The following is a 15,957-nucleotide window of genomic DNA, read 5'->3' on the forward strand; positions in this document are numbered from 1 at the left end:
AATTACCTACCGTATTTGCACCAGAAAGCCGCTGGTGTTCGAGCACCGCGGCTTTCGCCTTTTTAGAACCCGTCATACAGCCCCCAGCATCGTTGTAACCATGGCCATCAATGGCGCCACAGAGTCCGGGCCATCCAGGTAGAAACTGGCGACAATCTTTTCGCTGATCTCTTTCAGCCGAACCTGCTTTGGCGCCTTGAGAATGACAGCCTGTATAGCCTCAGCGTCCTCTTTCACCGTTTTAGCGATCCGAAGCGCAACATCATCGAGCTGAACGACGCGATCGCGATATGCCAAGGGCAGCGCCGAGATAATCGCCGGCGCCAGCAGTTCGACGTTCGCCCGGTATGCTGCCGAGTTCTCCTTGTTGTCTAACCAACGAAACATCTTCACGTTCCAAACGCCCGGCTGAATGTTGAGATCAATGCCTTCAATCATCATCTCCTCCGCCATTTCCTTGATGTGCAGTGCAACGACCAGGCGCCCCTCGTCTGCTGCCCAGGCGCGGACAGCTGCGCATAAATTACGATGGTCAACGTTACCAGTTGTCTCTTCGCTGGAGTGATACTGGAATATCAGGCGCTTTGTCGGTGCTCTGTTATTCTGTTGAAAAGAAAGTGTTTGCATTTTTAGTGCTCCTACTTAGGTAAACCATCAGTGGGGTTTGGGTAGAGATCAGGGCGGAGTTCATGGGGAGTGACGCCGGTGACTGCATAAATTTGCAGGACGCGATCTGCAGGAACGACACCTCGATAGCGATTCCGCCAATGGCTGACAGTCATGGCGCTTACGGTTAGTAATTCGGCTAAGCGGGTGGCGGTTCCTGCTTTGGTAATGGCTTTATCAATAGCTTTCATAATTAGCTCCAGTGGCAACGGCTCAATTAAACAAAATGTTTATGTATAAGTCAACATTTTGAATATTGAGCTAATAAACTTTTGGTTTAGAATTCGTCCATGAAAGAAAAAACTCATCAGATTAACCACCCACAAGTTCAAAGACTTAATGAGATCCTTGAGCTTAAGAATTTGACCAAGTCAGACATGGCCCGCATTTGTGGCGTCAGTGCTCAGTCGGTCAATAACTGGTTCGTTCGTGGGACGATTGGGAAAAGTTCAGCCATAAAGCTGGCGGATGCGCTTGGGGTTAGCCTTGAGTGGATTCTTGGCCAAGAAGTTAGCGAGAAAGACGGGCTCAAGCCGGACGAACAACGCCTGCTGGAACTCTACCGCCAACTGCCTGAGGAAGAGCAACAGAACATGCTCCGCATCTTTGCTATTCGCTTGAAAGAGCTGGATGAGCTATATGAGAAGTACATGAAGGGAAGGATTAGAACGCCGAAGGAATGAACACTTTTCACCATAAAATCTCTTGGCAAAAGAATGATAAAGAGGCACTAAAAAATCGGGTGGTAAAGTAAAAAGCTGCAAAACACGATTGCCATATTTTAGGCACTTGCTAAGAAACACACAGCGCGTCAGGCGAAAAACTGGCCGCCTTTGATAACTGTGACCTGCTCCCCGTTGATTAGTACACCCCGATGTTAGTAATGTCTTCATAAGCCACATGAGGACATCCCCATGAAGAAGCGTTTTTCCGACGAACAGATCATCAGTATTCTCCGCGAAGCCGAAGCTGGGGTACCCGCCCGTGAACTCTGCCGCAAGCATGCCATTTCCGATGCCACGTTTTACACCTGGCGTAAGAAGTATGGCGGTATGGAGGTGCCTGAAGTTAAGCGCCTGAAGTCGCTTGAGGAAGAGAACGCCAGACTCAAGAAGCTGCTTGCCGAAGCCATGCTGGATAAAGAGGCGCTTCAGGTGGCTCTTGGGCGAAAGTACTGACGACAGACCAGAAGCGGGAAGCCGTGATGTTGATGTGTGATGCGACCGGTCTGTCGCAACGTCGTGCCTGCAGGCTTACAGGTTTATCCCTGTCGACCTGCCGCTATGAGGCTCACCGTCCGGCTGCTGATGCGCATTTATCAGGGCGCATCACTGAGCTGGCACTGGAGCGCAGGCGTTTTGGCTACCGTCGTATTTGGCAGTTGCTGCGCCGTGAAGGGCTTCATGTTAATCATAAGCGCGTGTACCGGCTTTATCACCTCAGTGGCCTGGGCGTAAAACGCAGAAGACGTCGTAAAGGGCTGGCAACAGAACGTCTGCCGCTGCTCCGTCCGGCGGCGCCCAATCTGACCTGGTCGATGGATTTCGTCATGGACGCACTTTCCACCGGTCGCAGGATCAAGTGTCTTACCTGCGTCGATGATTTCACAAAGGAATGCCTGACGGTCACTGTTGCCTTTGGGATTTCAGGCGTTCAGGTCACGCGTATTCTGGACAGCATTGCACTGTTTCGAGGCTATCCGGCGACGATAAGAACTGACCAGGGGCCGGAGTTCACTTGCCGTGCACTGGATCAATGGGCCTTTGAGCATGGTGTTGAGTTGCGCTTAATCCAGCCGGGCAAGCCAACGCAGAACGGATTTATTGAGAGCTTTAACGGACGATTTCGCGATGAATGTTTGAATGAGCACTGGTTCAGCGATATCGTTCATGCTAGGAAAATTATTAATGACTGGCGGCAGGATTATAACGAATGCCGCCCGCACTCCACGCTGAATTATCAGACACCGTCTGAATTTGCAGCGGGCTGGAGAAAGGGTCATTCTGAGAATGAAGATTCCGACGTTACTAACTGAGTGTTGTATCTAATCGTGGGGGCAGGTCAAATCCTGTCAGGGCTGAGTCCATTAATATAGGATTTGCTATAACATCCCCACATGGAGTTGCGGATGTTCGCGTTCTCGAGTCATTCAGTAAGATAAAGGCAGTCACCAGTGACTACTCCATGCAAAATCTCGATGAACTAAAAACTCAGATAGAAAAAATGCTTACTGACTGCCTGACCTTAGAACAGGCCACTGCATTCTTCCAGGGAAGTATAACTCTTTCGCCCATCGGAACATTCGCTGCGGAAAATGCTTATGAATATGATGAACAAATCAAAGAAATTAACAGGCTATATATAACGCCTATTAAATCAAAGAAACGATCCACTGTTAGTCAAAAACGTATTATTACTGAACTTAAAGATGAGTTTGAACGTTTTGGGATAATGGGTAAGAATGTTAACGAAATACATGATCATAAAGTGGTTCAGGGTTTCCCATTGTCGGAAGAAGAGGGTTTGTATGCGGAACTCCTTCTGAAAAATGGAATATATCACTTAACAGAAACCCTTGATTTTAGAAGCACTAACTTTAAACAGAAGCTTGGTGATACTGCGGTTAAAGCAATCACTATGAATAAGGCTAAAACTGTTTGGTGCAACGAAGTTCAAACATTCCTAGTATATGCAGCAGACCCTTCTCAAGAAAGGAAGTATGCGCAACAAATTAATATGGTAGATAATTATGCCGATAAAATGTACAACCTGCTAAGTAATAGTGATATGTCGGCATATTTTGAACATATGATGGATGCAGCTGGAAGAGGTATCCACTCCCACTAATATCCTAACCTCGTTACCAAACTAGGCTTTTCGTGACTTTGTGCAACAGCACCACTCTTAATTTAGAAATGTAACGAGCACCTTCAGTACCCGGCCACCGAGCCGGGTTTTTTATACCCCTTTACTCACCAGCGCCACCCCAAGCCACTACTCCGAACTCCCCGATCCCGACCTTAGCGTCGGGTTTTTTTTGCCTGCAACTCACAGTTTCTCTCTCAAGCGACCTGACATTAAACTTTTTGTTTATCTGATATTACTCATTTAGTTGACATGAGTTTAAACATTGTGTTTAATCTGTCTCACCAAGACGCACCACGAACCACCCAAGCATGGAGCCCACGAAGTAGCCGCCGACGGCATAGGAATAGTCGGATGAGGTGGAGTGATTAACGCGCATCAGGTTAAAGAAACGTTCCGCCAGCCTGGCGACAAGGGCAAAAAAGAGGGAATCATCATGGTTCATCAACACTATGGCACCCAGACGGTCAACCGCGGCGCAGTTCTGCCCGGCATGCTCGTTAAGCACAAAGACGGCACCTGGACGGCATCCGCCAATAAGCGCGGAAAGCTCTACCTGCATCGTGGTATTGAGCGCACTTACACCACCGATCTGCTGGTCGAAGTTTTTCTGAATGGCGTGGGGAATGGCCTTAGCCATTAACGGAGGGAGTCATGCAAGAGAAGAAATGCGCGTACTGCCGCAAACCAATCGAGCAAGGCAAGCAAGTTAAAAACGTACTGCTCTTCATCCGCGGCGCCCAGCTGGCACGCGAAGAACTCGATTATTGCTCCAAGCGTTGCGCTTCGTACGACCAGATGGCCCACGAAGCCTAACGTAAAACCCGCGCAAGGCGGGGTCTACGTCCGGTGCCACCGACCAAAGTTACACCGGAATTTTTACCAAAACCAAAAACTCACCCAATGGGCGCTATCTCTGGCCCGGGGATCTTACATCCAAAAATGAGGATCTGACATGGAATTTTTCTACGTGGTTAAGGCCACTCAGAAATCCGGCAAGCAAGATGCAGTGATTTGGTTCACTGCGAAAAGCGAAGCACGCGCCGCCCTGACGCTCGATGTTGAGCTGGAGGAGGCTGGCATCGAAACTGGCCGCGGTAAAGACTACGCCAAGCCTGTACGTACCGACTTCCCGGTGTTCAATGACCTGCCGGAAGAAAGCACCATCGATTACACCTGGTGCGAGCGCTACACCCTGGCCGATGACCAGCGCACCTGGAACGTGATCCCCGGCGCCGCGTCTCAGGGCGAAGCCACCCCTACCCCGGCGACCACCAGCGATGCGGAACAGCCTGCCTCGCCGGTAACCTCCACTGATACCGCAGACGCCAGCAAAACCTCCCTGCTGGAAAATCGCACCCCAGCAGTCCGCTTCGCCGTCCATCTGTTGGGTGACAAATACCTTTCGGAGATTAGCAAGGAGCAGCAAATCGTTGCCAACGAACTGGCGACTGATGAGGGAAATGCTTACTTCCAGACCCTGCTGCAGGCCAAAAATGACGTTGCTGATATTGGCGAACTCAGTCTGCATGCTGAGTGGAAACTGGTGCAGGCCGTCAAAGACGTTTTCCCACAGGACAAAGTGCACGAATCTGCGCAGATGGCCGCCTTCATGTCAGCCTGGATTAAAGCCGATGACCGCAACCAGCTGGTTGAGGACTGGAAGAATGGAAAGCTTCCGGCCAAGGATGAGACCCCAAAATCTCTGTATGAGCATGGCCTGAAAATCAGCGAGCACGATGATGGTGGTGCCCACTACCCCGTTTGCAAAATGCCATTCCGCAAACAGCTGCTTGCCCAACTGACCGTAGACGAACTGCGCCATCACATCACCCGCAGCGATAATGCGGAGCTGCACGCGCTGGAAATAGATACGGATAATGGTTATGTCCAGGATCTTCTGCTCGCTGCTGAAAATTTTCCGGAAGTTAAAGCTTTCGACACCAAAGACCTTTGGCGCTACACGAACGCCATTCGCAAAGTGTTCAGCATGGAAAAGCGCCATGAGCTGGGCCTGCTTTTGCAGTTCACAAAGGCCTGGGTAGCCACTCCATATATTGACCGCGGCATCCTGACACGCGAATGGGCCGCCGGCAATCGCATTAACCATGTACAGCGCACTGACGCAGGCACCAATGCCGACGGCGGGTATATAACTGACCGTGGCGAAGGCGCACACCACAACCTGGACACCCTCGATCTGGAAATCGCCTGCGCCCTGCTGCCGATGGATTTCAACCATCTGGAAATCCCGGGCAGCATTCACCGCCGCGCCAAGGAGATTGTCGCGAGCAAAGAAGAGCCATGGAAATCATGGAGCAAAATCCTGCGCAACCAGCCCGGCGTTCTGGCAGTCAACCGCGCGGCCATCTTCAACCTGGTGCGTATCGCGCCGGAGAATATCCACCTGACGCCGGTTGCGCATCTAGAATTCGTGAACCAGACGATGACAGCTGAATTCAATGCTGCAACTGAATTGCTGCCTCTCCCGGCCGCACAACCAGAAGAACCCCAAACTGCCGAAGAGCATCCACTGCCGAAATGGGCAGAGGCGGGCGAGCAACAGCTCGCTGATGAGAGTGAAGTTGAAATGCATACCCTGCCGAAGTGGGCGAACGCCGCCACCAGCCAGCCGCAGGTCGCGAACCTCGGCGGCGGCATGTTCTCCATCGAAGGCCTGATGAACGAAAAACAAACAGAAAATGATGACCGTTCACCGGTTAATGAGGAGACCACCAGCGATGTGCAGATGGAAACGACTGACCCGGCGGAAAGAGAAAGTGTTGACGCGGTTCCACCAGGCGAAAGCACTGATGCAGCTGATCCGCAAACAGCTTCCCTGAACGCGGCTGAGGTGCTGGCCGCCGCGGCGCCGGAGCTGGCGAACGCCACTGCGCCGGAAGTAACCACCGAAGCGCCGGAGGAAACCGCCAGCGCCCCGGAATACCCAGCGTACTTCGAACCGGGCCGCTATGAAGGCCTGCCGAATAACGTTTATCACGCAGCGAACGGGATCAGCAGCACTCAGGTGAAAGATGCGCGCGTCAGCCTGATGTACTTCAACGCGCGGCACGTCGCCAAGACCATCCCGCGTGAAGGCTCCAAAGTGCTGGATATGGGGAACCTGGTGCATGCGCTGGCGCTGCAGCCGGAAAACCTCGATGAAGAGTTCAGCGTGGAGCCGGTGATCCCGGAAGGGGCCTTTACCACCGCGGCGACCCTACGCGCCTTTATCGATGAACACAACGCCAGCCTGCCGGCGCCGCTGAGTGCTGACGATATTAAAGCGCTGCTGGAAGAGCACAACGCCACCCTGCCCGCGCAGGTGCCGATGGGCGGGAGCCTGGAAGAAACAGCGCAGAGTTATATGACGCTGCCAGCTGAGTTTCAGCGTATCGAGGCAGACCAGAAGCAGACCGCTGTCGCGATGAAGGCCTGCATCAAAGAGTACAACGCCACCCTGCCCGCGCCGGTGAAAACCAGCGGCAGCCGCGACTCGCTGCTGGAGCAGCTGGCGATCATCAATCCTGACCTGGTGGCGCAGGAAGCGCAGAAACCGGCACCGCTGAAAGTGTCCGGAACCAAAGCGGAGATGATCCAGGCGGTGAAGTCCGTGAAGCCAGAAGCGGTATTCGCTGACGAACTGCTGGATGCATGGCGCGACAACCCGGACGACAAGATTCTGGTGACCCACCAACAGATGGAAACGGCGCTGGCCATTCAGAAAGCGCTGCACGAGCACCCGACCGCAGGAAAACTGCTGCTGCACCCTGATCGCGCTGTCGAGACGAGCTATTTCGGCATCGACGAAGAGACCGGGCTGGAAATCCGAGTGCGCCCGGATCTGGAAATCGACATCGACGGTGTACGGGTCGGAGCCGACCTGAAAACCATCAGCATGTGGAACGTGAAGCAGTCTGGCCTGCGCGCCCGACTGCACCGTGAAATCATCGACCGCGATTATCACCTCAGCGCGGCCATGTACATGCAGACCGCTGCACTGGACCAGTTCTTCTGGATTTTCGTCAACAAAGACGAGGGTTATCACTGGATCGCCATCGTAGAGACCAGCGAAGAGCTGATTGAGCTGGGGATGCTGGAGTATCGCCAGACGATGAACCGCATCGCAAACGCGTTCGACACTGGCGAGTGGCCAGCGCCGATCACCGAAGACTACACCGACGAACTGAACGACTTCGACCTGCGCCGCCTTGAAGCGCTGCGCCTGGCTTAATGGAGAGAATGACCATGCAAAACACCAACATCATCGCTGCTGAGCAGACTCCGAACACCATCTCAGCCAGCAACGCAGTATTCAACGTGCAGGCACTCGGCCAGCTGACCGCCTTTGCTGAGCTGATGGCGCAGTCTGCTGTGACCGTACCGAAGCACCTGGCGGGGAAACCTGCCGACTGTATGGCGATCGTTATGCAGGCTATGCAGTGGGGCATGAACCCCTACGCCGTCGCGCAGAAAACGCACCTGGTCAACGGTGTGCTGGGTTACGAAGCGCAGCTGGTTAACGCGGTTATCTCCAGTTCCAGCGCCATCGTGGGCCGCTTCCATTACGAATATGGCGGCGATTGGGAAAAGATCGCCGGTAAGAAAGACGGCCGCGATGAGCTGGGCCTGTTTGTCCGGGTTGGCGCTGTCCTGCGCGGCGAAACCGATATCACCTGGGGTGAGAACATCTACCTGGCTGATATCACCACCCGGAACTCGCCGCTGTGGAAAACGGCACCCAAGCAGCAGATAGCCTACCTCGCGGTGAAGTACTGGGCGCGTCTGTACTGCCCTGAGGTCATCCTCGGCGTCTACAGCCCTGATGAAGTCGAGCTACGCACCGAGAAAGAGATCAACCCGGCCCCCGCCCAGCGCGTCAGCCTGGCTGATATCAAAGGTGACACCGTAACTGCCACTCACAGCGCGCAGGAATCGGCCGCCAATATCGATGCCTTGGCCGATGAGTTCCGGGATCGCATTGAGAAGGCAGAAACACTCGATGAAGCCACCAGCGTCGGCAATGAAATCAACGACTCGAAAGCCGCTCTCGGAACCACCCTTTTCACGGAGCTGAAGAATAAGGCGACGCGCCGTTATCACCTGGTGAAGCACCACAATGCTGTTGACGCAGCTATTAATTCCCTTCCGCAGCCTGGCGAGCCGGGTGCTACTGAGCGGTTCGCGGAAGCTGAACGCCTGCTGGCAACGGCGAAGCGCCACCTGAGTGAGGAGCTGCACGATAAGTTCAGCATCACCCTGGCAGATATGAAACCGGAATACGTGGCCTAAGGGAGGCGGGAGGGTTCGCCCTCCCGGTAACGACATGACGAAAATTACAGAACGCGGAATGATTTTCAACGCTGAGATGGTGCGTGCTCTCCTGGATGGCCGGAAGATGCAGACCCGACGGATTATGAAGGTCCAGCCAGACACTCCCGAGTTTGGCTTACGACGCATTATTGAGTCATCCATAGCCAATGAGATCGGAATGTATTTTTGGTCTCAAGACGACGCCCGAGGAATTAAAGCACGCTCAAAGCCGTTTTCTTGCCCATACGGTGGCGTCGGCGATCGCATCTGGGTGCGCGAGACATGGGCGGAAGCAGGTGCCGGGGCGCCGGATCTGAAGCTCTACCGGGCGAATTACCCTGCGCATGTTCCTTCGCATTACGAGAACGTGCCACCAGCTGAGGAGATCCGCTGGACACCCAGCATTCACATGCCGCGCTGTGCCAGCCGGATTCTGCTGGAGATTACCGATGTGCGGGTCGAGCGGCTGAACAGCATCAGTGAAGAAGATGCGAAAGCTGAGGGCGCACCGACTGAATGTTGTGTCATTGGTGATAAGCACTTCCTTGGCTTCCGTAGCCTTTGGAAAAACATCTACGGCAACGACAGCTGGCAGGCCAACCCCTGGGTCTGGGTGATCGAGTTTAAGCGTATCGAAGGTGATGACCATGAAACTGATTAACCGCAGCACACAGTCACCGCTGGCGCGCCAGGCATGCGACATCGCCCTGGCGGCCCATCAGGAGCGCTACGGCAACTACGGGCGCAGCCGGATGAAAGAGACGTACACGGTGCGGGTGGAAGGCGTGAAGGTCTGGGTGGAGGTAGTGAACCGTAAGGCGAGCTACGTGGCCACGGCAATGACCGGCATGCGCCGCCTGCGATCCTTACCCGGGCAGGTCGCCTGATATCGAAATATCACCGGGCAACCTAAAACAGCTGAAGGCTGTGCCGGGTGCGGAGAAATAGCCAATTCGCCCCGGCATTAAGTTTGAGTGGAGAAAGGTATGAGCGAAGTAATCATGATGGTATCGCCCGGGAAATGGGTGTCTGAGGAGCAGTTGATAGCCCTGAAGGGGATTAAAAAGGGGACGCTAAAGAAGGCGCGTGAGAAGACTTTTCTGGAGGGGAAGGAATACAAACACGTCTCTTTTGACTGTAGCCCGTGGGATAACAGCCCGTGTTTTTACAACCTGGATGAGATCGACCGCTGGATTGAGCGTCAGGCCTCAGCGAAACCGCGGCGACAATCTGCTTAAATACTCTGACCATCAACCAACGAGGAATCGTTATGAAATACCCAACAGGAGTGGAAAACCACGGCGGCACGCTAAGGCTGTGGTTCATCTACAAAGGGGTCAGAGTGCGTGAAAGCCTGGGGGTGGCTGACACCCCCAAAAACAGAAAAGTGGCCGGCGAGTTACGGACGTCGATCTGCTATGCCATCAAAACCGGAACCTTCAACTATGCCCAGCAGTTCCCCTCCTCCCAGAACCTGGCGCGGTTCGGGGAGGCGAGGCAAGAGGTAACAATCGGGGAGCTGTCCGCGAGATGGCTTGCACTGAAGGAGATGGAGGTGGCTGAATCATCGCTCAACACTTATGGGCGAGTCATTGCAAATGTCATGGCTATTATTGGGCCTGGCACCCTTCTCTCCTCAATCACCAAAGAGAGCATGCTGGAAGTCCGTAAGGAATTGCTGACCGGTTTCCAGGTCATGAAGCAGGGACATAAAACTGCCAAGAGAGGACGATCCGCAGTTACTGTGAACAACTACATGACCGTGTTGTTCGGTATCTTCCAGTTTGCGGTTGAAAATGGCTACATTTCAAAGTCACCAATGAACGGTGTGGCACCTCTGCGAGAGTCCCGTCCGGATCCTGACCCCATCACCCGAGAAGAGTTCCCTCGCCTGATTGACGCCTGCCACCATCAGCAGAGCAAGAATCTGTGGGCTATCGCCGTTTACACCGGATTGCGGCCGGGTGAACTGTGCGGACTTGCCTGGGAGGATGTGGACTTGAAAGCGGGAACAATCACCGTCAGAAGAAGCCTGACGCAGAAAGGGATCTTCACGCTGCCGAAAACCAATGCCGGCACTAACCGGGTTGTGCACCTGATCGAGCCTGCACTCGAGGCCTTCAAAAGCCAGTATGAAATGACCCGCCTCTCTCAGGAGCATAACGTATCTGTTAAGCTCAGGGAGTATGGAAAGAAAGAGTTCAATAAGTGCACGTTTGTCTTCCTGCCGTCACTGACAGCCAGGGCCGGGAATTACGGCAAGCACTTCTCCATCAACTCAATAGGGAACTCGTGGGATGCGGCGATGAAAAGAGCCGGGCTTCGCCACCGGAAATCGTATCAGTCGAGACACACTTATGCGTGCTGGTCCCTTTCTGCAGGAGCAAACCCGAACTTCATTGCTAACCAGATGGGGCATGCCGATGCCCAGATGGTATTTCAGGTTTACGGGAAGTGGATGGAGGAAAACAACCTGGACCAGATCGCCATGTTGAGTTCAAAATTAAGCGACTTTGCCCCAACCATGCCCCACAGTGACAGGACTGCTGCATAATATCTTTATATATCCTAGACATACCCCTCTTAGCGCTGAAAATCCATGAACTCTAACGCGGTACCCAGCCAACCGGATACGGCGGCTTTTATCAGGTCAGATGTGGATCTTTCATGTTGTAGTTGAGTCATATTGGCTATCTCGAAAGGGTAAGATGCGTACCGCTAAACCGCATTCAGTATTATTATTAAGAGAACGTCAGTAATACCTTGCAGCACTGCCGCTGGTCTTTCTCAAACAGTTCAATGGCGTCTTTAACGTCTTGATACTCAAAGCGATGAGTAATCAGTTTGTCAGGGTCGATAAGCCCTTTCTCCAGCCAGTCGATGACCACCGGGAATTTATTGGCGTTCAGACGTGACGAGAAAATGGAAAGCTCTTTACCGGTGATCCCCTGCTGCGCAACCTGGCTCGGTTCGCTGGAGAAGCCCATGAGCACAATGCGCGCGCCCGGCGAAGCCAGATTGACCGCTTCCTGCAAAATAGAAGGGTGACAGGCCGCATCAATAATCAGCGTCGGTTTAACGCCCTTCTCTTCCAGCACCGCCTGCAGAGACTGGTTGCCATTGTTGATGACCCAGTCCGCCCCGCTGCGCTGGGCCATCGCCAGACGCTCGTCGATGCGATCGACCACAATGACCTGTTTCACCTTGTAGACGCCCTTCAGCGCCTGGACGGTGACCAGCCCCATCGGACCAGCGCCGTAAATGAGCGCCACATCCTGCTCTGTCGGGCTGGCGTGGCCGGTGACGTTGGCCGCGATGGTGAATGGCTCAACCATCACCGCATGTTCATCGCTGACGGCATCCGGAATGACCCAGGCATTTTTAGCCGGTACCACGGCGTATTCGCTGAAGCCGCCGTCACGATGCACGCCCAGCACCACCAGCGAGGTGCAGACGTTCGGTTTGCCGACCGAGCACGGGTAGCAGTGGCCGCAGCTGATCACCGGGTCAACCGAGACGCGCTGGCCCAGGCGTGCGGTGTCGACGCCCTCGCCGACGGCATCGATGACGCCAAAGAACTCATGGCCGATCACACGGGGATATTTGGCGAACGGGTTGTGGCCGCGATAGATATGGCTGTCGGAACCGCAGATCCCGGCCAGCTTCACTTTGACGCGCACTTCGCCTGGTGCAGGCGCGGGTAGCGAACGCTCTTCGATCACCAGCGAATTCGGTTGTTGAATAACGATACTTTTCATTTTTTGCTCCTTTACCAGTTCCACAGCGTGCCGTCTTCAAGACGAGCAACAGGCAGGTAAGCGGGATCGTAGGGATATTTCGCCGCCAGTTTTTCATCAAACTCGATGCCCAGGCCCGGTTTATCGCCCGGATGCATGTAGCCATCTTCAAAGGTCCAGTTGATGTTGAAGACCTCCAGCATCTGCTCGGAATAGCCCATGTACTCCTGTACACCAAAGTTTGGTACCCACAGGTCGAAGTGCAGCGCAGCCGCGTGGCAAACTGGCGACAGATCCGACGGGCCGTGTGAGCCGGTGCGTACCTGGTAGAGAGAGGCGAAATCGGCGATTCGACGCATTCCGGTAATGCCGCCCGCGTGGGTGATGGTGGTGCGGATGTAGTCGATCAGCTGCTCTTCGATCAGCTGTTTGCAATCCCAGATGCTGTTGAACACTTCGCCCACCGCAATCGGCGTCACGGTGTGCTGACGGATCAGGCGGAAGCACTCCTGGTTCTCTGCCGGGGTCGGGTCTTCCATCCAGAACATGCGGTACTGCTCAATGCTCTTACCGAAACGCGCGGCTTCGATCGGCGTCAGGCGGTGGTGCATGTCGTGAAGCAGGTGTTCATTGAAACCAAATTTGTTACGCACGGCGTCAAACAGTTTTGGCGTAAAATCGAGGTACTTTTCCGTTGACCAGAGCTGCTCTTCCGGCCAGTTGCCTTTGGTGGCAGGCTCATAGGCCAGCCCTTTCCCTTTAGACATGCCGTAGGTGGTTTTCATTCCCGGCACACCGCACTGTACGCGGATGGCCTTGAATCCCATCTCTTTATGGCGGGCGTAATCTTCCAGCACATCGTCAATGGTGTGACCAGTGGTGTGGCAGTAGACCATCACCCCTTCACGGGAGGCGCCACCCAGCAACTGGTACAGCGGCATATTGGCGGCTTTGGCTTTGATGTCCCACAACGCCATATCGATAGCGGAGATCGCCGACATGGTGACCGGACCGCGACGCCAGTAGGCGCCTTTATAGAAGAACTGCCAGATATCTTCGATACGGTGGGCATCACGGCCAATCAGCTGCGGGCAGAGATGATCTTTCAGGTATGACGCGACGGAAAGCTCGCGGCCATTAAGGGTGGCGTCACCCAGGCCGACAATTCCCTCGTCGGTAGTGATTTTCAGCGTGACAAAGTTACGCCCTGGACAGGTGACAAATACTTCAGCCCCTACAATCTTCATTTTCCGGTTCCTTACATCTTTTACTGTGATGCCGGAAATCTACGCAATTACCCTACTACCATACAAGTATGAAGTTTAAAAAACCTTCGCTGGATCACAGATTGGGCGCTCAGGCGCGCCCCCAGCCTGCCACGATAATCAGCATGCCGCACAGCGCCACCAGCGCTCCGGCCCAGTCGTAGAGGCTTAGCTTCACGCCATCGACCACCCGCAACCACAACAGCGCCGTGCAGACGTAGACCCCACCATAAGCGGCATAGACGCGCCCGCTTGCCGCGGGATGTAGCGTGAGCAGCCAGACAAACAGCGCCAGTGCCACGCCCGCGGGAATCAACAGCAGTATCGAAGCGCCTTTCTTCAGCCAGAGCCAGGGCAGAAAACAGCCGAGAATTTCGCACAATGCGGTGACAAAAAAGAGCAAAGTTGTTTTAAACATATTTAACGTTGTCTGATGTGTGATGAGGTATCATACCTGAATGTGAAAGGAACCCTTCCACACGCCTGATGTGGGTATGCCCTCAAAATGGACTGATGTAACAACTCCGGTGGAATTATCGAATGTCCACCGTCTACAAGGAAATCGCTATGCGTAAAATGAGCACACGCCTCTGCCTGGCTGCCCTGCTGGCTGCTGTTTTCATCGCGCCAGTATCCGCCAACACCAGCAAACTGATTATTGAATCTGGCGACAGCGCCCAGAGCCGTCAAAATGCCGCCATGGATAAAGAGCAGTGGAACGATACCCGCAGCCTGCGCCATAAGGTGAACAGCCGCGTGGAAAAAGAGTGGGATAAAGAAGACGTCGCTTTTGACGCCCGGGATAAATGCCAGCAGAGCGCCAATATGAACGCCTACTGGGAGCCCAACACCCTGCGCTGCCTTGACCGCCGCACTGGCCGTGCCCTGGCCCCCTGATTGTTCCCTTAAGCACCGTGCAGGCTCTTGCGCGGTGCTTAGTAGTACTCAATCGTGTTTTTGATGGTGTACTTGCGCGACACCGCCGGCTTCACGCTCTCATCGGTAACCACCAGCTCGCACGCCACCGGGTTGTCGTGACGATCGTAATCGCAGGTCTGCTTCACCTTGCCCAGCCGCTTATCGTTTAGCTGGCTGACCGAGGTGTAGTCCAGTTTCTTACGCTTGTCCGCCGCCGGTGTGGCCGTAATGGAGAGCTGCTGCTCCCCGGAGACGGTGGTTTTACCGAGTGGATAACCATCTGCATCGTAGCGATAGTTCACTTCCATATCTTTGCCGTGGGCGCTGACGATAAAACCGTTGTCATCGGTATCCCATGAAATTCCCGATGCGGGCAGTTCCGCCAGCTGGCATTTGCCCTGTAGCCGCAGCTTTTTCTGCTGGGTTTGCGCATCCAGATAGTAGTTGGCGTCCAGCACCAGGGCGATGCCGGTGTTCGCCTCCAGATCGTGCAGCTCCAGGCTGTCGAAGCAGCCCTCCGTAGAGAGCGTGCCGCTGACGCGCTTGGCCACTTCCCCTTTATCATTGAACAGCGTCTGGCTGAAATCTTTCACCGGCCCGCGCAAGGGATCAAAATCAAATTCGTTAGAAAAACTGGCCATCTCTGGCGTAAACGACAGCGGCGCGGCGGAGTTATCACACCCCGTCAACAGAGCCGCCAGGACAACCATAAGCGCGTGTTTATTCACATGACCTACCAATAGCAGAAGAGGATCCCGGGCAGTGTAGCAAATACAAACGTTTACACTATCCCTGCTACTATTATAGTCATACACAGTCGTAAGGAGGCAGATATGAAACGGTTACCCTGGATTACTGCACTTTTGCTGGCGGGCATTGCCCCGGCCGCGCTGGCGGCACCCGATAATTGCGAGCGCATCAAAAGCGATATTCAGCAGCGGATCATCAATAACGGCGTGCCGGAGAGCGGCTTTATGCTGAACATCGTGCCGAACGATCAGGCCGACAAACCTGACGCCGAAGTGGTAGGCCACTGCGCCAATGACACTCTTAAAATCCTCTATACCCGCACCAGCAGCGGCAACTATCCGGTAAGCGGAGGCGGCAATCAGGCCCCTGCACCTCGCGAGCCGCAGTGAATATTCCCCCCGTTAGCGCGGGGGAATTTCGTTTGTTTTGATATACATTAATAC

The 15,957-nt window shown here is 54.2% G+C and carries 19 protein-coding genes; 12 read left to right on the forward strand and 7 right to left on the reverse strand.

Annotated elements, in window-relative coordinates:
• Positions 1-72 precede the first annotated feature (72 nt).
• Complete coding sequence (locus DVA43_RS07050) at positions 73-627, reverse strand: toxin YdaT family protein (RefSeq protein ID WP_114315073.1); 555 nt, start codon at positions 625-627, stop codon at positions 73-75.
• 11 nt (positions 628-638) lie between these two features.
• Positions 639-857 (reverse strand): YdaS family helix-turn-helix protein, encoded by a 219-nt coding sequence (locus DVA43_RS07055; protein WP_071687315.1) that lies wholly within the window; start codon positions 855-857, stop codon positions 639-641.
• A 99-nt stretch (positions 858-956) separates the two neighbouring features.
• On the opposite strand from DVA43_RS07055, the gene DVA43_RS07060 reads away from it, so the two are divergent.
• The 3 genes from DVA43_RS07060 (at position 957) to DVA43_RS07070 (ending at position 3,513) form a co-directional block, all read left to right on the forward strand.
• Positions 957-1,349, forward strand: coding sequence for a helix-turn-helix domain-containing protein (locus DVA43_RS07060; protein WP_114315074.1), 393 nt, complete (start codon positions 957-959; stop codon positions 1,347-1,349).
• A gap of 231 nt (positions 1,350-1,580) precedes the next feature.
• A protein-coding gene (locus DVA43_RS07065) for an IS3-like element ISSen4 family transposase (RefSeq protein WP_087451024.1) occupies positions 1,581-2,701 on the forward strand; the annotation gives its coding sequence in 2 pieces (ribosomal slippage) (positions 1,581-1,839 and positions 1,839-2,701; 1,122 coding nt in all).
• Positions 2,702-2,850: 149 nt separating this feature from the next.
• Positions 2,851-3,513: a DUF3037 domain-containing protein gene (locus tag DVA43_RS07070; protein WP_246842284.1), complete on the forward strand. Its 663-nt coding sequence runs from the start codon at positions 2,851-2,853 to the stop codon at positions 3,511-3,513.
• A 289-nt stretch (positions 3,514-3,802) separates the two neighbouring features.
• On the opposite strand, the gene DVA43_RS24685 is transcribed toward DVA43_RS07070, so the two are convergent.
• Entirely contained in the window at positions 3,803-4,171 is a 369-nt protein-coding gene (locus tag DVA43_RS24685) for a hypothetical protein (RefSeq protein WP_168194648.1), read from the reverse strand.
• Positions 4,172-4,185: 14 nt separating this feature from the next.
• Between DVA43_RS24685 and DVA43_RS24690 the strand changes: the two genes are divergently transcribed.
• The 7 genes from DVA43_RS24690 (at position 4,186) to DVA43_RS07105 (ending at position 11,398) form a co-directional block, all read left to right on the forward strand.
• On the forward strand, positions 4,186-4,347 hold the full coding sequence (locus tag DVA43_RS24690) for a YdaE family protein (RefSeq protein WP_168194649.1): 162 nt from the start codon (positions 4,186-4,188) through the stop codon (positions 4,345-4,347).
• 139 nt (positions 4,348-4,486) lie between these two features.
• A complete protein-coding gene (locus DVA43_RS07080; protein WP_114315077.1) occupies positions 4,487-7,765 on the forward strand; it encodes a RecE family exodeoxyribonuclease in 3,279 nt (1,092 codons plus the stop codon).
• A 14-nt stretch (positions 7,766-7,779) separates the two neighbouring features.
• Positions 7,780-8,823 (forward strand): RecT family recombinase, encoded by a 1,044-nt coding sequence (locus tag DVA43_RS07085; RefSeq protein WP_114317092.1) that lies wholly within the window; start codon positions 7,780-7,782, stop codon positions 8,821-8,823.
• Between the two features lie 34 nt (positions 8,824-8,857).
• On the forward strand, positions 8,858-9,505 hold the full coding sequence (locus tag DVA43_RS07090) for a hypothetical protein (RefSeq protein WP_114315078.1): 648 nt from the start codon (positions 8,858-8,860) through the stop codon (positions 9,503-9,505).
• On the forward strand, positions 9,492-9,731 hold the full coding sequence (locus DVA43_RS07095) for a DUF4060 family protein (protein WP_114315079.1): 240 nt from the start codon (positions 9,492-9,494) through the stop codon (positions 9,729-9,731). Before DVA43_RS07090 ends, DVA43_RS07095 begins: the two co-directional genes overlap by 14 nt.
• A gap of 99 nt (positions 9,732-9,830) precedes the next feature.
• Positions 9,831-10,082, forward strand: a complete 252-nt coding sequence (gene xisR / locus DVA43_RS07100; protein WP_032617963.1) for an excisionase family protein — start codon at positions 9,831-9,833, stop codon at positions 10,080-10,082.
• Between the two features lie 32 nt (positions 10,083-10,114).
• Positions 10,115-11,398 carry a site-specific integrase gene (locus tag DVA43_RS07105; RefSeq protein ID WP_114315080.1) on the forward strand — a complete coding sequence of 428 codons (1,284 nt, stop codon included), beginning with the start codon at positions 10,115-10,117 and terminating at the stop codon, positions 11,396-11,398.
• 187 nt (positions 11,399-11,585) lie between these two features.
• On the opposite strand, the gene DVA43_RS07110 is transcribed toward DVA43_RS07105, so the two are convergent.
• From DVA43_RS07110 to DVA43_RS07120, 3 genes are all read right to left on the reverse strand, one after another.
• Positions 11,586-12,602, reverse strand: a complete 1,017-nt coding sequence (locus DVA43_RS07110) for a Zn-dependent oxidoreductase (RefSeq protein ID WP_114315081.1) — start codon at positions 12,600-12,602, stop codon at positions 11,586-11,588.
• An 11-nt stretch (positions 12,603-12,613) separates the two neighbouring features.
• On the reverse strand, positions 12,614-13,828 hold the full coding sequence (gene rspA / locus DVA43_RS07115; protein ID WP_103824472.1) for a starvation-sensing protein RspA: 1,215 nt from the start codon (positions 13,826-13,828) through the stop codon (positions 12,614-12,616).
• A gap of 109 nt (positions 13,829-13,937) precedes the next feature.
• Positions 13,938-14,264 carry a YnfA family protein gene (locus tag DVA43_RS07120; protein WP_114315082.1) on the reverse strand — a complete coding sequence of 109 codons (327 nt, stop codon included), beginning with the start codon at positions 14,262-14,264 and terminating at the stop codon, positions 13,938-13,940.
• A 149-nt stretch (positions 14,265-14,413) separates the two neighbouring features.
• Here DVA43_RS07120 and DVA43_RS07125 point away from each other — a divergent pair, with 149 nt between their 5' ends.
• Positions 14,414-14,743 (forward strand): DUF1283 family protein, encoded by a 330-nt coding sequence (locus tag DVA43_RS07125; protein WP_114315083.1) that lies wholly within the window; start codon positions 14,414-14,416, stop codon positions 14,741-14,743.
• 38 nt (positions 14,744-14,781) lie between these two features.
• Here DVA43_RS07125 and DVA43_RS07130 read toward each other — a convergent pair whose 3' ends face one another.
• On the reverse strand, positions 14,782-15,474 hold the full coding sequence (locus DVA43_RS07130) for a YnfC family lipoprotein (protein ID WP_168194687.1): 693 nt from the start codon (positions 15,472-15,474) through the stop codon (positions 14,782-14,784).
• Positions 15,475-15,597: 123 nt separating this feature from the next.
• On the opposite strand from DVA43_RS07130, the gene DVA43_RS07135 reads away from it, so the two are divergent.
• Entirely contained in the window at positions 15,598-15,903 is a 306-nt protein-coding gene (locus tag DVA43_RS07135) for a DUF1161 domain-containing protein (protein WP_103824474.1), read from the forward strand.
• Positions 15,904-15,957 lie beyond the last annotated feature (54 nt).

Origin of the sequence: Leclercia sp. W6 (assembly GCF_003336345.1) — a bacterium.
Taxonomy (GTDB): Bacteria; Pseudomonadota; Gammaproteobacteria; order Enterobacterales; family Enterobacteriaceae; genus Enterobacter.